Source organism: Erythrobacter sp. SG61-1L, from assembly GCF_001305965.1.
GTDB lineage: Bacteria > Pseudomonadota > Alphaproteobacteria > Sphingomonadales > Sphingomonadaceae > Andeanibacterium.
In genome coordinates this window covers 2,107,934-2,128,924 of the sequence record NZ_JXQC01000003.1, presented here as the reverse complement: position 1 = coordinate 2,128,924, position 20,991 = coordinate 2,107,934, and the positions used below count along the sequence as shown (strand labels likewise).

Genomic DNA, 20,991 nt, shown 5'->3' with positions numbered 1-20,991 from the left:
GTCTTTGACGCGGGTTCCTCGGCTGACGGTTGCGCTCTTGCTCTGCGCCAGTACCAGTGCTGCGTTTCTGGCTTCCTCCGCACAGGCGCAGGTGATCGAACGCAATCTGCCGCCGCCAGCCCAGGGTGATGGCGGTGTAGTGCTGGCGCCGGAACAGCTTGGTGCGAGCAGGGATGCAACGCCGCTGGGCGTCACTGTCAGCGGCATTCGCCTGATCGGGCCCAAGGAACAGGTGGAGGCAAGCCCTCCCACCGGTGTGACCATTAGTGCCATCGGTGCCATGTCGGCAGAACGCGTGGCCGGCCCGCTTTCCAATTATATCGGCCAGCCTCTCAGCGCGAAGTTGATCGGTGACATGCAGGCGGCAATTGCCCGGGTCTATCGCGAGGCGGGCTATCCTTTCGTGGCCATCACGTTGCCGGTGCAGGAAGTGACGAGCGGCGTGGTGCAATTGCAGGTCAGTGAATTCCGCTATGGCAAGGTAACCACCAATGGCGCGAAAGCCGGCAGCGAGGACGGTGTGCTCTCCCAGGTTCGCACCGCGGATGGCGGGCGGATTAGGGCCGATCTACTGGAGGAAGATCTCGATTGGCTCAACCGCTATCCCTACCGTTCCGTGCAGGGTGTGTTCTCGCCCGGCGATCAGGCCGGGGAGACGGCGCTGACGCTGGAAGTGGCGCCGCGCAAACCTTGGGAAATCTTCGCCGGTTGGTCTAATACCGGCACGGGCGCAACCGGCCGCCAGCGTTATTTCGCGGGCTTTGGGGCGGGGATGCCGAGCCTTGGCAACAGCTTTCTTTCTTATCAGGCAACCGGCAGCGACGATTTCTGGTCGGCTCCCGGAAGCATCGCTAGCGGAGCGTCTTCACCCCGCTATTTCAGCCAGGCTGCACGCCTAGTGATGCCGCTGGCTGCGCGCCAGAGCCTTGAGATTGCGCCCAACTATGTGGCAACGCGGCAGAATGGCGATCCGGCGACTTTTGCCTTCACGAATGAGGTTCTGGAAATTCCGGTAATCTATCGGACTGCGCTCTCAAATATTCTACCGGGCACTTATCTGGGCGATCTGATGATCGGTGCAGTCGGCCGCCACGTTTCGCGCAGGAGCTATTTTGACGGCACCGATATCGGCGGGGCCAATGCCGACCAGTTCGAGCTTGTGTTCGGCTGGGCGATGAACCGTGCCGATGCGCATGGGCGCACTACGGTGCTGGCGCGGGTGGTGGGAAATCCCGGCGGCGTTCTGGGCGGCAATAGCGCGGCGAACTGGAATGCCTATAGCTCGGGGCGTGTGGATCGAGCCAATTACGCCTATGCCACGCTTGACCTTGGGCGGTTGACGCGCCTGCCGGGCGGCCTTGCCTATGTGACGCAGTTCAGCGGATTGCTGGGCACCCGCACCTTGCCCGATACCAGTCAACTGGCAATTGGGGGCATGTCCGCCACGCGCGGCTATGTGTTGGAAGATGCCAGTGTGGATCGGGGTTTTTACTGGCGCAACGAGGTATGCCTGCCCAGTTTCTCTCTGTTCGGCAGGAATATGGCGGGTGGCTTCAAGGATGATCTGTCTCCCTACGGTTTTCTCGATCTCGGGTTTGGTTACAATTACGGCTATGATGGCCTGCTTGGCCATGTCGAGGCCGAGAAGAGCAGTCTCGCCGGGATAGGCGCCGGGCTGGACTATCGGCATGGCAGCCATGTCCAGGCCAGCCTCGCTGCCGGGCACGCCCTGTCTTCCGCGCGCGAAACCCGGGCGGGAGACTGGACCGTACAGGCCCGGCTGTTCCTTTCTTATTGAGCTCAATCGCCATTCTCGGATGACCGTAGCTCCTCAAGCTAAGGCGGTACTGTTCCCGGATATCGGCCGGCACTCTCATGTCCGTTCGTTCCCGGTGGCTGATTGTGACGTGCCCCCCTGATTTTCCTCCAAGCCTGATTAGAGTCCGGCCCATTGGAAGGACGGACAGATGAAGCGAACGAGGTTTTCGGAAGAGCAGATCATTGGCGTGTTGAAGGAAGCCGAGGCGGGTGTGAAGACCGCTGACCTGCCTCGGCGGCATGGTGTGTCGGAAGCGACGATCTACAACTGGAAGGCCAAGTATGGCGGGCTCGAGGTTTCGGACGCAAAGCGGTTGCGGGCGCTCGAGGACGAGAACGCCAAGCTCAAGCGGCTGCTGGCGGAAGCTATGCCGGACAACGCCGGCCTGAAGGATCTTCTCGCAAAAATTGGTGACGCCCGCTGCCAAGCGAGAGGCGGTCGCGCGTCTCCGGGCCTTCCTGGGGATGAGCGAGCGGCGGGCGTGTCGTGTCATAGGCGCTGACCGGAAGAGCATGCGCTACCGGTCGCAGCGGGATGACGATACCGAGCTGGTCCAGCGTGCGCTTGGCGGGCAGGTGCGACTGCTCAACGATCCGGATGATCTCGAGCTTCTCGGATGCGGGATACCTCATTCTTCGTCGCCCCCATCCGCGATCATGCTTTTTTCAGCAGGCGGTTTTCCAGCGTCAGATCGGCCACACATTCCTTGAGGGCACGGGCTTAGCGGCGCAGGTCCTGCACTTCGCCTGTGGTCGCAGCGCGGGCGGTGTCGCCCGCCAGGCGCCGCTTGCCCGCTTCCATGAACTCTTTCGACCAGGTGTAATACAGGCTCTGTGCGATGCCTTCCTTGCGGCACAGCTCGGCAATGCTGTCCTCGCCTCGCAGGCCTTCCAACACGATGCGGATCTTGTCCTCGGCCGAGAAGTGGCGACGGGTCTGGCGCAGTATGTCCTTCACCACCTGCTCTGCAGGGGCCTTCGTCGGCGATTTTGCATTGGAGGATCTGGGCTTCATCTTCGTTCCTTCGTCACTGCGACGAAGCCCAGATCCTCCTTAAACCACAACCTCAAATCTGTGCCATTGGCGCTGACGGCGGACAACTGGGTCAACCGCGCGCTATTTCTTGCGACCGGTGGAAAGGTCGGGCCAACGGTGCGGCTGTCGGTCTATCGGGTGAATTGACGCCGCCGCAATCGAGCAGTCGACCAGGCGGCGAAGGGCGACTGGTTGCCCACTCGTTCCGTGTGAACGATTATGATCGTACTGGACCGATCCCTCTTCCGATGGCTATCGGCTCGCGCATGAGTGTTATCGCAACGATCATGAATTCGGCCACTGGCCAGCCGATCCAGAAAATGACCTTCGGCCGGATGCCGAAGCCATGGATCAGTTTCAATCTCGCCACAGGTGAGCTGGTAACAGCTGATCGCGTACACGTCGGCAAGCCTGCACCCGGGAAGTTCATCGCGCCTGTTGAAGTCTGGGTCACGCTTAAAAGCTGATGTTCTCCGTTCACGGCCAGGCCAGTGACATACTCATCGTAGGCGGTTCGCTGGCCGGCCTCATGGCTGGGCTCGCGCTGTCCCGGCACGGACTGTCAGTCACGCTGCTCGAGCGCTCGAACGATACCGACCGGACGGGAGCAGCTTTGCAGGTCGGTCATGGACTGCTCGAGCAATTGACCGGGCGGCGTCACGCGGCAGCCACTCTAGCTACCGGCATTCAGGCATGGCAGTCCGTCTATCGCGGATTGCGGATCGCGGCTGAAGAAGCTGGAATCCAGATTCTGCAGAATGCCCGGGTTGAACTGGTCGGTCAGGATGACGGGCATGTCTGGGCGCTGACTTCCGACAATCGGCGGTTCGAAGGGTCAGTGATGGTCGGCGCGGATGGCTATCAGAGCGTCGTTCGGCGGCAAATGTGCCCCGAACGCCCCGATGCCGTTTTCGCACATTATCTCGCCTGGGTGGGCTTTGCGGAAGAATCAGCGCTCTCCGTTCGCTTTCCGCCGCACCTCGAGTTTCTGGAGGCAGGTCCCTACCTGCTGCTCGGCTTCCCCCTGACCGCCGCTGACGGCGGTGTCGAGCGTGGGCGCCGGCGAATTGGCTGGGGCTGGTATGACGCCGGTCACAACGACATTCTGCGGGAGACCGGCGCTGTCGAAGGCACACTTGTGCGGCATTCGCTTCGCCCGGCCAATATGCCGGATGCCTTGTTCGAGGAACTGGCGCTCCTGGCCCTGTGTCACTGGCCCTCTCCCTGGCGCGAGGCGATCCTGGAATGCATCGCGCGCAAGGCCGTGCTGGGGACGCCGGTCGTGGAATATGTGCCTGATCGCCTTGCTTCCGGACGGATGTGTCTGGTCGGCGATGCGGCCCATGTCTGCACCCCCATGACAGGGAATGGCTTTGCGACCGCCGCTGAAGACGCAATGGCCCTGGCCCGGTTTCTTGATGGTGCGGCATTACGGACCGACCCGGTTGCGGCATTGCGATCTTATGAAGTTTCCAGACTGCCAGATGTGCGCAGGCTGGGGCTGTCAGGGCAGCGGATCAGTCAGGACTTTGTCCAAGCGGCTCGCAGGCCTTGAATGCCTTGAAATTCGGCCGCGATGTTGTCGTTTCCCGCCGCTTTTCGTCTGTCCGCTTGCTGCGGTACATCCAGGTTGGAGAGGTAATCACCCGTCTTGCGTTGAAAGAGAGTTCGGAGAATGGGACGCCAATGAAGAAAAGGCGCCGGTATCTCACTGCGACTATGCCTGACGGCTATGTGAAGACCATCGGGCCGACGTCTGACCGCTTCACCCACTACTGGCGAATTGTGGCCGAGCTCGAAAACGGTAAGACAGAAGTGTTTTGGGGACATACTCGTTCGCTTGCCGAGGCTCGCCGCAAACGTGTGCCAGCCGAAGAAGCTGCTCGGACGCGTGGATGGAAGAGCTTCGCCTTCGAAATCGCGGAGCTTGTCGAAACCCTCGACTGACGCGCTCGCCAACAAAACCGTCGTTGACGGTGCCTGATCAGGTCGTCGGAACCTGTCCTAGGGTCGTCCGCGGGCGGCATAGCGCCGCCGCCGTTCTTTAGCTCTGCGGCGATTGGCTCGAAGTCTTCATGTTCCCCGATGGATGAACTCCGCCGAACGTGCATAGGCGTAGCTATGCTTGATGCTGGCATAGTTTTGCCGGATGCCCTGCGGGAGCAGCGAGAGGAAGGTCACCATCGCCAGGCCGATGTTTGAGGCGAGCCGGACATCGAGGAAGCGGCTCGACGGTGTTCTCAGGGGTACGGCGCCTTAATCTCCTTGGGCCAGCAGAAAGGCACTGTCCGTCTTGCTGTTGGCGCCGGTTCAATTCCGGGATTGGCTGAACTTGGTCAAATTTCAGGATGACAGCGCCGTTTCAGGGCTAAGGTTTCACTGGCTGTGGCTAAGCGTGAAGCGGTAGCCGACGCCTCGCAGCGTTCTGATGGGTCCGTTTTCAGCGTCCCAGCCGAATTTGTCGCGGATGCGGCTGATATAGACGTCCACGACGTTGGTCATGGGGTCTGCGTCATAACCCCAGATCTTGTTGAGTATGCGTGAGCGGCTGAGCAGCTTGCCGGCATTTTCCGCGAAGAGTTGCACGATCTGGAACTCCTTGGCGGTAAGCTCGATCTCCTTGCCGGCCAGATGGACGGTATGGGATTCCCGGTCGATCAGCAGGTCGCCCAGCGAAAGCCGTGCATCGGCTTCCTCATTCAGACCGCGATAGCGCCGGACGAGAGCTTCCACCCGTGCGAGAAGCTCGTCGAAGTCGAAAGGCTTGACCAGATAATCGTCCGCACCACCGCGCAGGCTTTGCACCTTGTCACCTATCCCGTCGCGGGCGGTAAGCATCATGATCGGCGTCTGGTCGCCCCGTTCGCGCAGCAAGCGGCAGGCAGTCTGGCCATCCATGACTGGCATCATCAGATCGAGGATGATGAGATCGAAATCGGTTTCCTGTGCCAGGGCGAGCGCCTGTTCGCCATTGGCGGCAGTCTCGACCAAATAATTCTCCGCAATCAGGCCTTCGCGGATGAAGTCCCGCACGCGTTCGGCATCGTCAACGACCAGCAGATTGTACATTCTCGACACTTTCCGAACCGGGCAGGCGCGCGGGCAGGTCGCGCACTGATTGAAGAGTAATCGTGGCCTCGAACCCTTGGCCAAATTGTGAACGCAGCACGGCCTTTCCTCCATGAGCTTCCGCCAGTGCCTTCACGATGGACAGGCCCAGACCCGATCCGTCGCTATTGCCGCGCCCGCGCTGGAAGCGGGAGAACAGGCGGGCGAGCGTTTCCTCGTCCACTCCGGGGCCATCGTCCCGCACGGCGAGGATCGCCTTGCCTTCATTATCGAGGTCGAGGGTCAATTCGATGCTCACGCCTGGTTGCGTATGGCGCAAGGCGTTGTCGAGCAGGGCGGCGACAATCTGGCGCAACCTGTCGCGATCCGCATCGACCACCACGCCCGGAGCCAGCGATTGCCGGCAAGTGCCGTTCTTGGCGGCAATGATCGGGTCGAAATCGGTGGCGACTTCGGCGGCAAGCTGCCCGAGGTCCAGCCTTTCCCGATGCAGTTCCAGCCCCCCGGCTTCTGCCTTGGCCAGCAGGAACAGATCGTTGACCAGTCGGCCCAGATGACGGGTCTGGGCAAGTATCCGTTCGAGTGCGGCGGGCGGGACATGGCCGCTATTGCACAGGGCCCGCTGCGCCACCTGTGTCTCGCCCCTGATGATCGCGATCGGCGTGCGTAGTTCATGGCTGATCTCGGCGATGAATTCGCGCCGTTTGCGGTCCTGATCTTCCAGTTCGTGGTGGACGCGGGCGAGTTCGGCGGTTCGCTCGCTTACGGCCCTTTCCAACCCGCTGGAGATGTTCCTCAATTCCGCCTGCTGGGCTTGCAGGCGGTCGGTCATGACGTTGAACGCTCCGGCAAGCCTGGCCAGCTCGTCATGGCCGTGCATCGCGATCTTCTCAGGCTGTGCACCTTCCTGCCCGACGCTGCGCACCCCATCCTCCAATGCCTTGAGGCCGGGGGAAAGGCGCGTGAGCACGAGCATGAGAGAAAGCCCGGCGAACATCGCGCTGAGGAAGAAGCCGATCACGCCAACCAGGGCGAGGCTCGTTCGCAAGGCTCCGGCCCGGTCGGTCGCTGCGCGCAATTCGCGATCGCCCAGGCGGATTTCCTCAGTGATCGTGTTCACCAGCACAAAATAGGGTGCGGACAGCCGATCCACTTCCTGCAAGGCAGCGTTGGAGCCGGCATCCTGCCACGACCGGTCAACCGCGCTCACGACCTGTCCGGCGGAGGAGAAGAGCGCCCTGACCGCATTGCCCTGGTGGCCCACCTTGTCGCGCAGGGCATTCTCGCGCTCGTTCTGGACCGGCAGCCTGAGCACCCCCGCCAGTGCGGCGTCATATTCGCTGCGGGCGGAACTCAGGATTTTTTCCTGGGTCGGGCCCTGAACGCGCACTGCCGCATAGGCAGCCCGCTGGAGTTCGTCGGCGGCGACCTGCAGTCTGGAGTAGGCTTGGGTGCGCTGGTGGATGCGGGCGGCCTCTTCTACCACCTGGCCGGCACTGTTGGCGGCCTCCCACGCGACAGCGAGCAGTGCGAGGATGACAAGAAGCGTCCCGGCGACCGTGGCAGTCAGGCGGTTTCGGAGGGTTCTGGTCCAGTGAATTCGAGCTCTCCATGGGGCTGGTTGTGCCTCGCTGAGGCCGGATTTCCCGAATCCCGTTCTCCCATCTCCCTCACGTTCGCGAGAGCTGTAATGAAAACTTAATCTGCCTCTCATCGCTGGTTAATTCGTCCGTTTGGCGCCTTTCATCGTCTCCTGCGCATAAGCTTGGATCAACAAAGCCTGACAAACAACGGGCTGAAACAGGGAGATATGGAATGCGTGACTGGAAAGGTGCGCGTGGCCGCCTCGCGGCGAGGGCCAGCATCCTGGTGCTGGTGCTGACGGGTGTCGGCGGATGGGCAGGCAGTGCGGCGGCGCAAGATGCCGATCCGCAAGCCTCGGGCGAAGCCGGCGAAACCAGCGACATCATCGTCACCGGCTCGCGTCTGCTTCGCCGGGACCTGAGCGCCACCAGTCCGATCGTGACGGTCGGCGACGAATTCCTCGATGCGCAGGCCGGTGGGACGGTGGGCGTCAAGCTGCAGCAATTGCCGCAGCTTACTCCGGGCGCGAACGAGTTGACCGGTAGCGGCCAGCCCACAGGCCGTGCCACGGTGGATCTGCGCGGCCTGGGTGCGAACCGCACACTGGTGCTTGCCGACGGTCGGCGCCTCCAGCCCTCCACGTCGCAGCTGGTTGTCGATCTCAACACGATTCCCGCCGCGCTGGTGGAATCGGTGGAGATCATCACTGGTGGTGCCTCGGCTGTTTATGGCTCGGACGCGATCGCAGGCGTGGTGAACCTCAAGCTGCGCGACGATTTCGAAGGTCTGGAAGTAAGTGGCCAATACAACGTCACGGAAAAGGGCGATGGCGAGGAATATGTCGCCGATGCGCTGTTCGGCTCCAACTTTGCCGATGGCCGCGGCAACGTGGTCTTCGGAGTAGGATATCTCCATCGAGGGGCAGCCTATTTCAACAATCGCGATTTCTATCGCCGCGCCTTTGCGCTGGGCGCGCCGCCCTGGGGATCGGACCTGCTGCCGGAAGGCAATTTCGTCCCCGATGCAGGTAATCTGCCGGATCAGTCGGTACTTAACTCGGTGTTCTCGAATTACGGTGTCGCGGCGGGAACCGTGGCCGCGAGCAATGTCCTGAGCTTTAACGCGGATGGCAGCCTCTATTCCCAGTTCGGCGCAGCCAATTACGGCGGGCCGCTGAACGATGCCTATGTCCTGTCGCCCTTTAGCAACGCGATTGCCTATAATCTCGGCACGCTCCAGCTGCTGACTTCTCCGACCGACCGTTATTCGGCGTTCGGCAAGGCCGAGTACGACATTACGGACAATGTGACCGCCTATGTCCAGGCGATGTATACCGACTACAAGTCGACCACCAATTACGGCGCCGGCCTGCAGACACAGGGAACTACGGCGGTGGTGCCGGTGGACAATGCGTTCATACCGGACGATCTGGCGACGATCCTGGCGTCGCGGCCCGATCCGGACGCACCGTTCTCAATGCGCAAGCTGTGGCTGGCCACCGGCACTTCGGTGACCACCTACAACAACTCCGTCTACCAGATCGTCGCCGGTCTGCGCGGGGAGTTCGGGGATTCCCGCTGGCACTGGGACATCTACGGATCGCACGGCAAGACCGAAATTCGTACCACGCAGGAATCGGGCGGGGCCAGCTTCTCGCGGATTCAGGCGCTACTGACGTCGCGCTCGGATGGTGAAGGCAATTATGTCGCGCCCTACATTCCCAGCGGCAATGGCAGCAATGCACTGCTCCCCAACCCTGCTTATGCCAGCGCGGTCAATGATGGCGGACGTTCCTACAAGGCCGGGGACGGTTCCACTCCCTGTCCCAACGGGCTGAACATCTTCGGCAATGGGGCGATCGACCAGAGCTGTCTGGATTTCCTCCAGATTCATCCCAGCAATCTGACCGTCCTCAAGCAGGACGTGGTCGAAGGTACCTTGCAGGGTGAATTGTTCGATCTGCCTGCGGGGCCGGTTTCCCTGCTGGTGGGTGGCGCCTGGCGGCGCAACACCTATGATTACAAGCCCGATCCCGCCGCGACCGACCAGGTGGGCAGCTTCCTGAGCCTGCCGGTCTCGGGCAACACCGAAGCGACCGAAGTCTTCGCCGAGGCTGCGATACCGCTGCTGAAGGATGCAGGCCTGATCCAGTCGCTCGATCTCTCGCTGGCATGGCGCTATTCGGATTATGCCTATTCGGGCGGGGTCCACACCTACAAGGCGGATCTCGACATGGCGTTGTCGGACTCCTTCCGACTGCGCGGCGGCTACCAGCGAGCGATCCGCGCGCCGAACGTGACGGAACTGTTCAATCCCGACGTTCCGGCACCCGCTCTGCTGGGTGCGGAAGACCCCTGCAATTTCGACAGCGCGCTGCGTGGTGGCTCCAACGGTGCCGCAATCCGCAGCCTGTGTCTTGCCCAAGGCGTGCCGAATTCCATCATCGACACTTATAAATCGACCTTTGCCGGTGTGCAGGCGATCCAAGGCGGCAACGTCAATCTGGTGCCCGAAAAGGCTGACACCTATACGGCAGGTCTTGTGTTCACTCCGGGCTCCATCGGCAATGTCGTCGACAATTTCTCGGCCTCGATCGACTATTACAACATCTCGCTCAACGATGCGATCAGCACCACTTCGGGCGATATCGTGTTCGCGCGCTGCTTCAATGTGACGGGCGACAATCCCGCGTTCGATCCTGCCAACGAGAACTGCCGGCAAATCCTGCGCAACTCGTCCTCGGGCGCGCCGGATCAGGTGCGCACGCCGTATTTCAACCTGGGGGGCATCCGCACCAGCGGTATCGACTTTGCGTTGAACATGAAGTTCGGCCTCGGCAATGCGGGCGATCTCAGCCTCAACACCGTGCTGTCCTACCTGATCGATTTCAAGGTGCAGAGTGCGCCGGGCAGCGCCTTCGTGCCCTATGACGGTACGATCGGCTATGGCGCGACGGGCAATAACGGTGCCCACCCGGACATCAAGGCCAACACCACGCTGACCTGGTCGCAGGAAGGCAAGTCGCTGGGCCTGCGCTGGTACTATGTGGACGGCATGGCTGATGTGTTCGGCGGGCCCGGCGTGAATGCATATAGCCGCTTCGACCTGTTCGGCAGCGTCGATGTGACCGACAATTTGTCGCTGAACGCCGGCGTGAACAATTTGTTCAACGTAGAGCCGGAAGCGACGTTCGGCGGTCTGCCGGGCAATACGGACTCGGGGACTTACGACCCGCTGGGCCGTCGTTACTTCGTTGCCGCCAAAGTGAAGTTCTGATGAGGCTCGGGACAATCGCAATGGGGGCCCTGCTCATGGCCGGAGCCTCGGTCCCGGCCATGGCGGACGAGGGAGGTGCGGCCTGTGACCACGCTTGCCTCAAGGGCTTCATGACCGGCTATCTCGACGCGATGGTGGCCCGCGATCCGGCAAAGGCCCGTCTGGCCGCCGACGTGCGGTTCACGGAAAACGGGCAGGTCCTGTCCGTGGGCGACGGGTTATGGGGGACGATCGGCGGGCTGGGCACTTATCGGCACGATTTTGTCGACCCGCAGACCGGCCAGGTCGCCTCCTTCGTCACGATCCGGGAAGGGCGGGGCAAGGCCGTGCTCACTGCGCGCCTTAAGGTGGAAAACGGCAAAGTGTCGGAGATCGAGACTATCGTCGCCCGGTCCGAATTGGGCGCGGCGAGCGATGCGCCCGATCGACTGGATGCGATGGGCCGCGCGGAGCCGGTCTGGGCGGCCAGCGTGCCCGAAGCGGAGCGTATGGACCGCAAGGCGCTGCGCGATACGGCCAATGCCTATTTCACGGGGCTGGAACGCAATGACGGCAGGGGCTTCTATCCCTTCGCCGACGATTGCGAGCGGGTGGAGAACGGCTTTCGCACCACTAACCAGACCGAGCGGATCGCGCTGCCAGGGCTGGACCCCAATGCCAAGGACCCGCCCTTTGCCTATGAATATATGCAACTGGGCTGCAAGGCGCAGTTCGAACTCGGCTATTACCAATTCGTGGACCGCATTCGCGACCGGCGCTTTCCGCTGATCGATACCGAGACCGGCACTGTCTTCACTTTCGTGTTCTTCGATCACTCAGGCACGATACCGGAAGTGACGCTGACAGACGGGCGGACGATCAAGACCAATGTGGACCGGCCCTATAGCTGGGGCATGGGCGAGGCGTTCAAGATTGAGAATGGAAAGATCCGGCGGATCGAGGCGCTGATGACCTCGGTTCCCTACGGCATGCCTCCCAACTGGCCAGCCGAATGAGCTTGGTCAGGCCTTCATGAAATTCCGGGAGATTTGAAATGAAACGATTTTTGATGGCCGGCATTGCCGTCGCTGCTGCGATGGCCAGCCCGGCTGCGGCTCAAACCCAACCCGCCCAGCCGCAGCCGGGCTGCGATCGGTCTTGCCTTTCCGGCCAGATGAACCGCTTTCTCGACGCATTGGCGGCAAGGCAGCCGGGCAGGATTTCCTTCGCTGTCGATGCCCGCAACACCCAGAACGAGATGCTGGTCAAACCCGGCGACGGGCTGTGGGCGACGATTTCCGGCCTGAAGGGTTATCGCCATGTCCTTGCCGATCCGCAGACCGGCGAAGTGGCTGCGTTCTTCAATCTGGAAGAGCAGGGCGAACCTGTCCTCGCCATGGCCCGACTGAAGATCGCGGGCTCGCAGATCGCGGACAGCGAAATTCTGGTGGTCCGCAATGACGGTTTCCTCAATGCCGGTCAGACGCAGGTGAACCCGGACTTCCTCTCTGTGGTGCCGCCTGCAAAGCGGATGACGCGCGAACAGCTGATTGCGATCACCGACACCTATTTCGAAGCAATCGAGCAGGGTGATGGCGATGTCGCGCCCTTCCACGCGAAATGCAATCGCGTGGAGAATGGCGTGCAGACGACCAACAATCCTCAGCTGGCCGTTCCCGGTGCCAATGGCCCGACGCAGCCGATGGGGTGCCACGACCAGATCGAGGCAGGCGTCTTCAACTACATCACCGATATTTCGCCGCGCCGCTATCACATCGTCGATCCGGAGCGGGGGCTCGTCTTCGGCGTCTTCCGCTTCCGCCATGACGGCACGCTGACCGAAGTGCGCGGCGCGGATGGCAGCGTTCGCCCCATGATCGCTGCTGCCAAGCGGCCTTTCGACGTTCAGGTCTCCGAATTGTTCAAGATCGAGGACGGCCAGATCAAGCAGATCGAAGCGGTGATGGTGGAGCTTCCCTATCGCACGTCCGATGCCTTTCCGGGAGACAACCGGCCATGAGAGCACTCCTTGCCTTTGCGGGCGGGATGCTCGCCTTTGTTGCGATGCCCGCCGCTGCCCAGAGCATGTGCGACCGGGAATGCCTGAACGGCGTGGCTGCGGAATATCTCCAGGCAGTGGCCAGCCGCGCGCCTGCATCGCTCACCGTCGCGGCGGATGTTCGCTACACTGAAAATGGCCAGGCACTCACTCTGCATGACGGCCTGTGGCAGACTGCCGACAGGCTGGGTGAATACCGGATCGTGGTGCCGGATGTGAGACGCCAGGAAGTGGGCCTGTTCGCGCAGGTTATCGAGAGCGGCCAGCCGGCTCTGCTCGCTGCCCGCATCAGGCTCGACGGACAGGTCATTTCCGAGATCGAGGCAGTCGTCTCGCGCAAGGATCCGAACGGTATGGGTAAGCAGGAGGCAGTGAAGGTCCGCCCCGGCTTCCTCGAAAAGCTCAAGGAAAGCGAGAAGATCCCGCGTGCGCGGATGCTCGAAGTGGCGGATAGCTATTTCGTGGGCCTCGAGCGGATGACCGACACATTGACGCCCTTTGACGATGCCTGCCTGCGGATTGAGAACGGCATGCAGACGACCTCCACGGACGGCATTGCCGAGGGCATTCCCCAGATGAACTGCAAGGAACAGTTCGCCACGGGCTTTTCCAAGTTCATCACGGGCCTGCGTGACCGCCGCTATCTAGTCGACGAGCAGACCGGCGTCGTCATGGCCATGCTGTTCTTTGACCATAATGGCACGGTCAAGTCGGTGCCCCTGAGCGACGGCACCACCATGCAGGTCCCTGCACCGTTCGACCGGCCCTATACATTCCAGATCTTCGAATTGTTCAAGGTGACGGGGGGGAAGATCCGCGAGGTTGAGGCGGTTCTGAACACCGTTCCTTACGGCATGGCTTCCGGCTGGTAGCCGGCCACGAACTCACCAGAGGAGGTCGCTTTACGGCACCTTCTCACCCTCCCTCCCCCGGAGCTTACCCTGCTCCGGGGGACTTCTTTTTGTTGGAGGATTTACCTGGGCTCACCGTTGCGGCCTCCGCACGCAGGATGAGTGTGAAATAGCGGTGTTGTCTGCCAAATTTTTCAGATCGCATAGAAGTGCTGACCTGAAAATTCATGCCGCGGCGGTGGGCACGGCGTGCTCTTCCTCGGTCACAGCCCTCTGCTTGAAAAATCTCGCCAGTGGAGACGAGTCTCGGTTAGCCTGGCAGCACCGCCACTTACCTTCACTTGTCCGTCGTCAGAACATTCGGCACATCTCGCGGCGTAAATTGGCGGATTGCGGATCGCGGCTGAAGAAGCTGGAATCCAGATTCTGCAGAATGCCCGTGTTGAACTGGTTGGTCAGGATGAGGGGCATGTCTGGGCGCTGACTTCCGACAATCGGCGGTTCGAAGGGTCAGTGATGGTCGGCGCGGATGGCTATCAGAGCGTCGTTCGGCGGCAAATGTGCCCCGAACGCCCCGATGCCGCTTTCGCACATTATCTCGCCTGGGTGGGCTTTGCGGAAGAATCAGCGCTCTCCGTTCGCTTTCCGCCGCACCTCGAGTTTCTGGAGGCAGGTCCCTACCTGCTGCTCGGCTTCCCCCTGACCGCCGCTGAAGACGCAATGGCCCTGGCCCGGTTTCTTGATGGTGCGGCATTACGGACCGACCCGGTTGCGGCATTGCGATCTTATGAAGCGTCCAGACTGCCAGATGTGCGCAGGCTAGGGCTGTCAGGGCAGCGGATCAGTCTGGACTTTGCCCAAGCGGCTCGCAGGCCTTGAGAATTTTGGTGTCGGGTCGCGGAGGCAGATTCCGCCGACATTGTTACCGTTCTCGGGCCTGGAAGCACTCGTTGATCCTTGCCTGTCGTCCATATGGTGAACCGGCTACCCGGAGATCTCAGGAAGCCGGAATTCTCAAATTTCAGTCCGTTCGGACAGCGTCAAAGCATCATCGACATCTACGCTGAGATATCTGATGGTGTTTTCGATGTTGGTATGACCGAGCAGGATTTGCACAGCGCGAATATTACCTGTGGCTTTGTAGATCGAGGTCTGAATTTCCCATGGTTGTACTCCGATGGCCAGAATTGGCTGTCAGAAGATATCGGAATGGCACCATATCCCGCTATTAAGCAGGGCGACAGCTTGCCAAATTTTGCCAAACTCACTATATCACGGCCCATGGCCACGATGAACATCTCGCTTCCGGATGCCCTCAAGGCGTTTGTGGACCAGCAGATCAATATGCGTGGTTATGGCACAAGCAGCGAGTATGTGCGGGAGCTGATCCGCAAGGATCAGGACATGCAGCGCCTTCGCGAAATGCTCCTGGAAGGCGCCAGTTCTGTAGCCACCGCGCCGGTCGATGCTGGATATTTCCAAGGCCTCCGTGACCGAGTGACGCAACGCACGAGAGCGTGACTGCAAAACCGGTTATACCGCGCGCCAGAGCGCATGCGGACGTCGATCTCGCGGTCGAGTATTACGCGGACGAAGCCGGCGCGGATGTGGCAGCCGACTTCATTGATGCACTTGAGCAAGCCTATACCTTTATCGGTGAAATGCCCGCGGCAGGATCCACGCGGTGGGCGCATGATCTGAACCTGCCAGGGTTGAGGACCATAGGGTTGAAAAGGTTCCCTTGGCTCGTTTTCTACCTTGAATTCGAGACCCATGTGGATGTCTGGCGCGTGCTTCATGCCAGGCTGGACATGCCAGCTTGGTTGACCGATGTAGATGATTGAAGCCGCCAACAAGTCGGCCTTTCGCTGGCTCAGATTGCTCCGTTGAAACTGGTCATCAGAGTTGCTTTGCATTGTCAGACCAACTGTTAGGCCCTTCCTATGTTACGCCCTGCGTGAGCCGATCAAGAGCTAGGCAGAGATCGTCCTCGCTTGCGATCGCGATGGAGCCCTCCTGAGAGGGGCTTGCGCATTGAAGGATGATGCGCGGTATGCTGCGCTCGCGGTGAAGCAATTTCCTCGCGAGAGCAGTACCAGTTCCAGCAGTCCGCCGTCGCATTATTTGTGTGGGCGTGAGCCGCCGCGGCCTTCCCTGCTGACCGCTATTCTAGCTTGCAGATCCGTTGGACGAATGACTGGCAGGATCGGAGCACTGGCCACCAGCTTGACCCAGAGGGAGTCTCCACCCCTGAAATAGGAAGTCTCGTTGGCATTGCGCAATGCGTCCATGCTGCCCTGTTCCGTTCCTGAATTTGCACTGGTGAAACCCGGCAATTCAAACACGACCCATGAACCCTCGTCCATTTCGGCCAGACTGAGAGTGACTTCCGGCCTTTCGGTTTTTACCTGGATCTCGGAGCCGGCACGCACGGTGCTCTGGTCGCCCGCGATCTTGAATTCCTTGCCGTTGCGAACGAGCGCGATGGGCGCCTGCGGAGGACGGGGGGAGAACAGGGCTGCACGCTGGGCCCGGACAAGGGGCGTGTCCGGGGCATTAGGGCCCAGCGAAGCGAGCAGGGCGAACCGGGCGGTGCGGGATTCTAGATCGACTGCGCCTGGAAGCTCGCCCCTGCTGTCCGAGAGATTCAAGCGTCCGATATCGCCTGTGCACACGGAAGCGTTCCAGCTGGGATGAATCTCGCAGCTGTCGTCGGTGGCGACGCTGTCATTTTCGCCGTCGTGCAGCAGGATCTGGGAATTGGGGATGCCGGTCACCGAACCGTCCAGGTCGCGGAAGGACAGGGTCCGATAAGCGTCGCCGCCGCGGTTGTCGTTATCAAACCGGGAATCGTACTTCGGAAAATAGACCGGCTTGGCATTGACGAACTCAGCACCGCTGATGGTGCTTCCGGTACTAAGCCCCGCACTGGTGAACAGCAGGAAGGACAGCGCTCCTGTCTTTCGCTGGTCGTTGTCCTGGAAGTTCACGAAGGTCGTGTTCACCACATCGTCGCGGTAATCGTAATATTCGTAGCCGCGGATGGGGAAGTCCGGGATGGAGGGCTTGGGCAGACTGCGGCCATAGGCGATCTCCTCCGGCGTCGCGGGATTGCCGATATTGTCGGTCTCGCCCACGACCAGCGAGTTAACCAGACGTGAACTGAAAGGCAGGCTCCCGATATCGCCGGCGGCCTGCGTCATGCCGATGGCATTGTCAGCAAGTTTCATGTTGCTGTACGCGTAAAGGTCTCCCCGGCCCCACAGACCGCCATTGCGGTTCTTGTAGGCGGTCAGGTTCTCGAAGTGCGTCTCCATCACGTCGCTCTCCAGATCGGTGGGATCGGTCAAAGGTAGCAACGGAATGGAGGCCAGCCCAAAGGTGTTGTCTTGGTCGATGTGCCGGTCGATCAGAAACCCGTCGAAGTTGGAATGGGCTGTGTTGCCCCTGAATTCGCGCAGCGGCGTACGGCGCGGCCAGGTATTGAGGCTGACTTCCGTACCCTGGAAGGCACCATTGGGGTGTTCCGGGATTGACAGCCAGAAGCCGATCTGATCGGAACCGGCCGCCACATTGTTTATATAGCTGTTGTCCGGGTTGGTGATCCAATAGGATGCCACCGTATTGTCCGAAGGCAGAAGAGTGTTTCCACTGTGGAAGCTGGCTTGCCTTTCGGCCGCAAAACTCTCGTAATGGGAGACCTTCTCTCCGTTGGCGGCGAGATTCATGGGCACGCAGTCCAATGTCGGATGACACTTGGTCTGGATGGCCAGGTTCCTGACGAACTGGTTTCCCTTCTCGATCCCGTCTTCCATGAAGAAGCAGTGGCCCACTGTGTTGTAGGTCACATTGTTCTCGATCTTCAGATTGTCCGTCCCGTGCACCGTGACGCAGCGGTTGTAGGTGTCGTGGATCGCCGTGTTGCGGACATACATGCCTGCGCCTTCGCCCAGGATGTGGAAGTGGATCGGGTATCGGGCGAGCGTGAGGTGCTGGCCCATCCGGTTGAGTTCCACGCCGTCGACATAGAGCTTCGAGCCGGCCATCGCCATTATGTGGCCGCCGATGTAGCTTTCTGCTGCATCCTCGGAGGCCTGCACCTTGATGTTGCGCGTCAGCAAAGCGACTTCGCCGCGCTCATCGACGCCGAAAGTGATCTCGCCGTAGTGCATATATACCAGCGGCTCGGCGAAGCTGATCTTGTTGCCACTCACGCGAGTGATCGTCCGGCGCTCCGCCTGACGCGGATTGAAGTCGGTCGAGGCGAGCACGATCTCGTCGCCCGTGCGCCATTCGGAGGCGTCGAGTACCTCGATGCTGGTGGCGCCGGCCTCTGCCGTGCTCGACAGCTTGGTCCAGGTGTGATCGCGGTTGCCGTGCATGTTGAGCGTACCGCGCAGCAAGATGATACCGCGGTCGCCCATCGTGTTGACGTCCTCACCCGGTACGGCGTCGGTCAGCGTGATCTTGGCGTTGTGTTGGAACGGGCGGTCCTCTGTGCCGATCTGCACCTCCCCGCCAGAGACGAAGATCCAGTCGGTGACCAGGTCGAGATCGCGCTCGTCGGCGAAGGTTAGCTTGCCTTGCACCGTGATGCTGCGCAGCGCTGGCGGGCTGACGTCGAGCAGCACGTCCATGTCGCGGGTAATGGTCACCACATCGCCTTCGCCCGGAACCTTGCCATCCGGCCAGGCGGAGGGATCGGACCAGCTGAGCGACCGCATCGAAGCAGGCGCCTCTGCCGGAATGTCGGCATGGGCATGATCCTGCGCGGCGGCGGTCGAACCCGCGCCAAGCAGGGCTGATACCGACAAAAGCCACGAGACTATGTGCAGGCGAGAGTGCGTAATCATGAAATACTTCCCTCCCAAGCGGAACCTCATGTCCGCCATTTTTGATTTTGGCAATAAGCGTGCCTTGGATGGCTCGCTTTGCCAAGACCTCTCTTAGGCTGGGTACGCAATCGTGGGCTTGGAGATAGGGAATAATGAGTGAAAACGGAGTTCTCTATGGTCGAGATGGTGCACCTGACGGTCAGGCTTCCGCCGGAGAGGAATCCAGCCTGGCAAAGCTGGCGAGCCGCGATGGCGAACGCTGAGGTGTATTGGAATCTACCGTGCGGAGGTGAAAATCCGACAGTTGTTCTAAGGATTGACCGGGACTTTTTGAAGAGAATTTGGGGACATTGTTGCGGGGGCGACGTCACACTTCGTTAGTCCAACTGCGCCGACATAGCGGCTGTTCAGCAACTCAGATCGGATCCCTGAAACCTGCTCTTTGTTCATTAGGCCACCCGATAACAATCCTGCACCCAATGGACGATCTCGCGGAGCCGACCAGGCGCTACACTTTTTTGCCAGAACTTCCTGGAGCATGGCCTTATCCAGCGACAGATCCGCCACGAGCCGCTTGAGCTTCTGATTTTCTTCCTCAAGCTGGCGCATCTTGGGCAGCTCCGATGGACCAAGCCCACCATAAACCTGCTTCCAGTGGTAGTAGGTCGCCTCCGATACGCCCATCTTCCGGCAAACCTCGGCAACCGGCGTTCCCACCTCGGCCTGCCGCAGCACAAGTGCGATCTGTTCGCCCGTGAACGTCGACTTCTTCATGCAAAACTTCCGGCTCTTGTCAGCTTCGATTTGGCCAGATTTCTCTTATTCTCACTGGAGGCATTTTACGGGACAGGGTCACCGCGAGGATGGAGGTCATGCGATTGGACGGCGTCCTTTGCATTCATTCACGCTGCTTCAAGACGACTCTCGCAGACCGCGAAGCCATCGTTTTATCTGTACCGACACGCGATCATGTGTCTTGGCTTCTCATATAGAAAAACGGACCCCTTCAGATGTGAAGGGGCCCGTCTTTTCAATCTTGTGATCCTGCTTGCCGGGATCTGCCGGTGCAATCAGGTGCGGCAGGGCGCTTCGGTACCATTCTCCCACGAGGCGTTGATACGCTGAAGGGCCTGATAGATCTGCGCCCCGACCTGGGCCGACTTGAGCGAGATCATCATCTCGGCGCGCTGTTCGCCCGGAGTAAACCTCTCACACTTCAACCTGACCACGGAATTGCCACCAATTCCTGCAAGGAGAATGGCAAGCCACCGCATGGCAAGCACCATGGGCACGACATCGCGCCCCTGACGCTGACAGGCGAATGCGATCTCGCACGCCAGCTCGATTGCCTGTGCCGAAAGATCGAGATTGTCGGTGAGTTCGCGAGCCGGGCCGATATGCTCCTCGAGCTCTTCGTCAGACCCGAAGGCGTTCAGCACGCTGCTTTCCAGCATATTGGTCACAAGGCTATCGATTTTGGTGAAGATCTCCGCGATCCCGGCGAAGGCGTCTCCAGCATAATCAGGATCGCTTGCGAGGGCCCCGCTCAGTACGAGCGCGCAATGGGTCGAGGTGCACAGCGTATCGAGAGCCTGCTGGCGCTGGTCGAGCGGGAACTCGGCATTGCCAATCTCGGTAATTGCCAGTTGCGCGAAGGCGCAGTGGTCGCTGACCAGGTAAGCGTTGCCCTCTGCAATGTCGCAGAGCTCATAACCCGGCCTGGCAGTGATATTGCATGCAGTGGTAGGGGCGGAGTTGGTGGGGCTATCAAGGTCCATAATCGGATGCCTTCAAACGGAGAAGATCACCGCACTGGGCTGGCGATCAGCCGATCACTGTGATTCGGCCGATACCCATTATTTTGTCACGACCTGTCCAGAGCAAAGCTGGAAGGGCCTCGCTGAGAGAGCATCCGATGCCTCATAGCGCGAGCAGTGACCGGTGAGGTGAAGTGGCCACTGCACCGGCCAAGCTGTGCCATGGAGAGAGACGCGAGACGCTGGTGCAGGCGCATATGCGAGGGCATCTGGCGATCTCCCGGACATCCGGGTTTAAGATAATAGTGCGGAAATGCCGGCCGCAGCCACTATAGGGTTGAGAGCGCAAGTTCAGGCAATTCAGGCAGACGCATGGCCCGCAAATATTCCAAGCATGATCCCTATGGAGAATCGCACCGTGAGGAAGAGGCTCCGGAGGCGGTTGTGCCTTGCTGGCTCTGTGGCCGGCCCACGGGCAAGACCATTGTCTGGCATCATCCCGTCCCCAAGAGCCGGGGTGGGCGCGATGTCGTGCCTATGCATCCGATTTGCCAGCAAACGCTGATCGCCAATTTCACCAATTCCGAACTGCAGCGCCATGGGCTGGATGTAGAGGCTTTGCTGGCAAATCCCGCCGTGCGCAAATTTGTCGATTGGGTGGCGAACAAGGATCCGGATTTCACCGCAACTACGGCAAAGAAAAAACGCTGACCGGACTCAGTTTACT

The 20,991-nt window shown here is 60.6% G+C and carries 16 protein-coding genes and 4 pseudogenes; 13 read left to right on the top strand and 7 right to left on the bottom strand.

Annotated features, from left to right (window positions below):
• The first annotated feature begins 4 nt into the window (after nucleotides 1–4).
• Entirely contained in the window at nucleotides 5–1,798 is a 1,794-nt protein-coding gene (locus SZ64_RS10470; protein WP_162225109.1) for a ShlB/FhaC/HecB family hemolysin secretion/activation protein, read from the top strand.
• A gap of 169 nt (nucleotides 1,799–1,967) precedes the next feature.
• Nucleotides 1,968–2,370: pseudogene (locus SZ64_RS18280) on the top strand (transposase); the annotation flags it as partial.
• Here SZ64_RS18280 and SZ64_RS10460 read toward each other — a convergent pair.
• Nucleotides 2,359–2,833, bottom strand: a pseudogene (locus SZ64_RS10460) (transposase); the annotation flags it as partial. The pseudogenes SZ64_RS18280 and SZ64_RS10460 sit on opposite strands and share 12 nt — an antisense overlap.
• Before the next feature lie 287 nt (nucleotides 2,834–3,120).
• Here SZ64_RS10460 and SZ64_RS10455 point away from each other — a divergent pair.
• The 3 genes from SZ64_RS10455 (at nucleotide 3,121) to SZ64_RS10445 (ending at nucleotide 4,801) form a co-directional block, all read left to right on the top strand.
• Nucleotides 3,121–3,321, top strand: a complete 201-nt coding sequence (locus tag SZ64_RS10455) for a hypothetical protein (protein WP_082384738.1) — start codon at nucleotides 3,121–3,123, stop codon at nucleotides 3,319–3,321.
• Nucleotides 3,321–4,409 carry an FAD-dependent monooxygenase gene (locus SZ64_RS10450; protein ID WP_054530773.1) on the top strand — a complete coding sequence of 363 codons (1,089 nt, stop codon included), beginning with the start codon at nucleotides 3,321–3,323 and terminating at the stop codon, nucleotides 4,407–4,409. Before SZ64_RS10455 ends, SZ64_RS10450 begins: the two co-directional genes overlap by 1 nt.
• Nucleotides 4,410–4,540: 131 nt before the next feature.
• Complete coding sequence (locus SZ64_RS10445; RefSeq protein WP_054532193.1) at nucleotides 4,541–4,801, top strand: hypothetical protein; 261 nt, start codon at nucleotides 4,541–4,543, stop codon at nucleotides 4,799–4,801.
• Nucleotides 4,802–5,230: 429 nt separating this feature from the next.
• Here the strand turns inward: SZ64_RS10445 and SZ64_RS10440 are convergent, their stop codons facing one another.
• Together SZ64_RS10440 and SZ64_RS10435 are read right to left on the bottom strand one after the other, a co-directional pair.
• Nucleotides 5,231–5,923, bottom strand: coding sequence for a response regulator transcription factor (locus tag SZ64_RS10440; RefSeq protein WP_054530772.1), 693 nt, complete (start codon nucleotides 5,921–5,923; stop codon nucleotides 5,231–5,233).
• Complete coding sequence (locus SZ64_RS10435; protein WP_054530771.1) at nucleotides 5,901–7,409, bottom strand: HAMP domain-containing sensor histidine kinase; 1,509 nt, start codon at nucleotides 7,407–7,409, stop codon at nucleotides 5,901–5,903. The genes SZ64_RS10440 and SZ64_RS10435 overlap by 23 nt, the downstream gene beginning before the upstream one ends.
• A 329-nt stretch (nucleotides 7,410–7,738) precedes the next feature.
• Between SZ64_RS10435 and SZ64_RS10430 the strand changes: the two genes are divergently transcribed.
• The 5 genes from SZ64_RS10430 to SZ64_RS10410 all read left to right on the top strand — a co-directional run bounded on the left by SZ64_RS10430 (nucleotide 7,739) and on the right by SZ64_RS10410 (nucleotide 14,551).
• The gene (locus SZ64_RS10430; RefSeq protein WP_054530770.1) at nucleotides 7,739–10,783 is read left to right on the top strand and encodes a TonB-dependent receptor; all 3,045 of its coding nucleotides are present in this window, start codon (nucleotides 7,739–7,741) and stop codon (nucleotides 10,781–10,783) included.
• A 20-nt stretch (nucleotides 10,784–10,803) separates the two neighbouring features.
• Nucleotides 10,804–11,778, top strand: a complete 975-nt coding sequence (locus SZ64_RS10425) for a hypothetical protein (RefSeq protein WP_156313612.1) — start codon at nucleotides 10,804–10,806, stop codon at nucleotides 11,776–11,778.
• A 38-nt stretch (nucleotides 11,779–11,816) separates the two neighbouring features.
• A complete protein-coding gene (locus SZ64_RS10420) occupies nucleotides 11,817–12,782 on the top strand; it encodes a hypothetical protein (protein WP_156313611.1) in 966 nt (321 codons plus the stop codon).
• On the top strand, nucleotides 12,779–13,693 hold the full coding sequence (locus tag SZ64_RS10415; RefSeq protein WP_156313610.1) for a hypothetical protein: 915 nt from the start codon (nucleotides 12,779–12,781) through the stop codon (nucleotides 13,691–13,693). The genes SZ64_RS10420 and SZ64_RS10415 overlap by 4 nt, the downstream gene beginning before the upstream one ends.
• Before the next feature lie 369 nt (nucleotides 13,694–14,062).
• Nucleotides 14,063–14,551, top strand: a complete 489-nt coding sequence (locus SZ64_RS10410; RefSeq protein ID WP_206742908.1) for a hypothetical protein — start codon at nucleotides 14,063–14,065, stop codon at nucleotides 14,549–14,551.
• Nucleotides 14,552–14,686: 135 nt separating this feature from the next.
• Here the strand turns inward: SZ64_RS10410 and SZ64_RS18935 are convergent.
• Nucleotides 14,687–14,824 (bottom strand): annotated as a pseudogene (locus tag SZ64_RS18935) (integrase); the annotation flags it as partial.
• Between SZ64_RS18935 and SZ64_RS19075 the strand changes: the two are divergent.
• Together SZ64_RS19075 and SZ64_RS10400 are read left to right on the top strand one after the other, a co-directional pair.
• The gene (locus SZ64_RS19075; protein WP_347230275.1) at nucleotides 14,768–15,193 is read left to right on the top strand and encodes a type II toxin-antitoxin system ParD family antitoxin; all 426 of its coding nucleotides are present in this window, start codon (nucleotides 14,768–14,770) and stop codon (nucleotides 15,191–15,193) included. The pseudogene SZ64_RS18935 and the gene SZ64_RS19075 sit on opposite strands and share 57 nt — an antisense overlap.
• Nucleotides 15,190–15,516 carry a type II toxin-antitoxin system RelE/ParE family toxin gene (locus SZ64_RS10400; RefSeq protein ID WP_054530764.1) on the top strand — a complete coding sequence of 109 codons (327 nt, stop codon included), beginning with the start codon at nucleotides 15,190–15,192 and terminating at the stop codon, nucleotides 15,514–15,516. The genes SZ64_RS19075 and SZ64_RS10400 overlap by 4 nt, the downstream gene beginning before the upstream one ends.
• Before the next feature lie 276 nt (nucleotides 15,517–15,792).
• On the opposite strand, the gene SZ64_RS10395 is transcribed toward SZ64_RS10400, so the two are convergent.
• The 3 genes and pseudogenes from SZ64_RS10395 to SZ64_RS10385 all read right to left on the bottom strand — a co-directional run bounded on the left by SZ64_RS10395 (nucleotide 15,793) and on the right by SZ64_RS10385 (nucleotide 20,285).
• The gene (locus SZ64_RS10395) at nucleotides 15,793–18,564 is read right to left on the bottom strand and encodes a G8 domain-containing protein (RefSeq protein ID WP_082384536.1); all 2,772 of its coding nucleotides are present in this window, start codon (nucleotides 18,562–18,564) and stop codon (nucleotides 15,793–15,795) included.
• Between the two features lie 456 nt (nucleotides 18,565–19,020).
• Nucleotides 19,021–19,281 (bottom strand): annotated as a pseudogene (locus SZ64_RS10390) (transposase); the annotation flags it as partial.
• Between the two features lie 296 nt (nucleotides 19,282–19,577).
• Entirely contained in the window at nucleotides 19,578–20,285 is a 708-nt protein-coding gene (locus SZ64_RS10385) for a hypothetical protein (RefSeq protein WP_054530762.1), read from the bottom strand.
• 351 nt (nucleotides 20,286–20,636) lie between these two features.
• Between SZ64_RS10385 and SZ64_RS10380 the strand changes: the two genes are divergently transcribed.
• Nucleotides 20,637–20,975 carry a hypothetical protein gene (locus SZ64_RS10380; RefSeq protein WP_054530761.1) on the top strand — a complete coding sequence of 113 codons (339 nt, stop codon included), beginning with the start codon at nucleotides 20,637–20,639 and terminating at the stop codon, nucleotides 20,973–20,975.
• The last annotated feature ends 16 nt before the right edge of the window (nucleotides 20,976–20,991 follow it).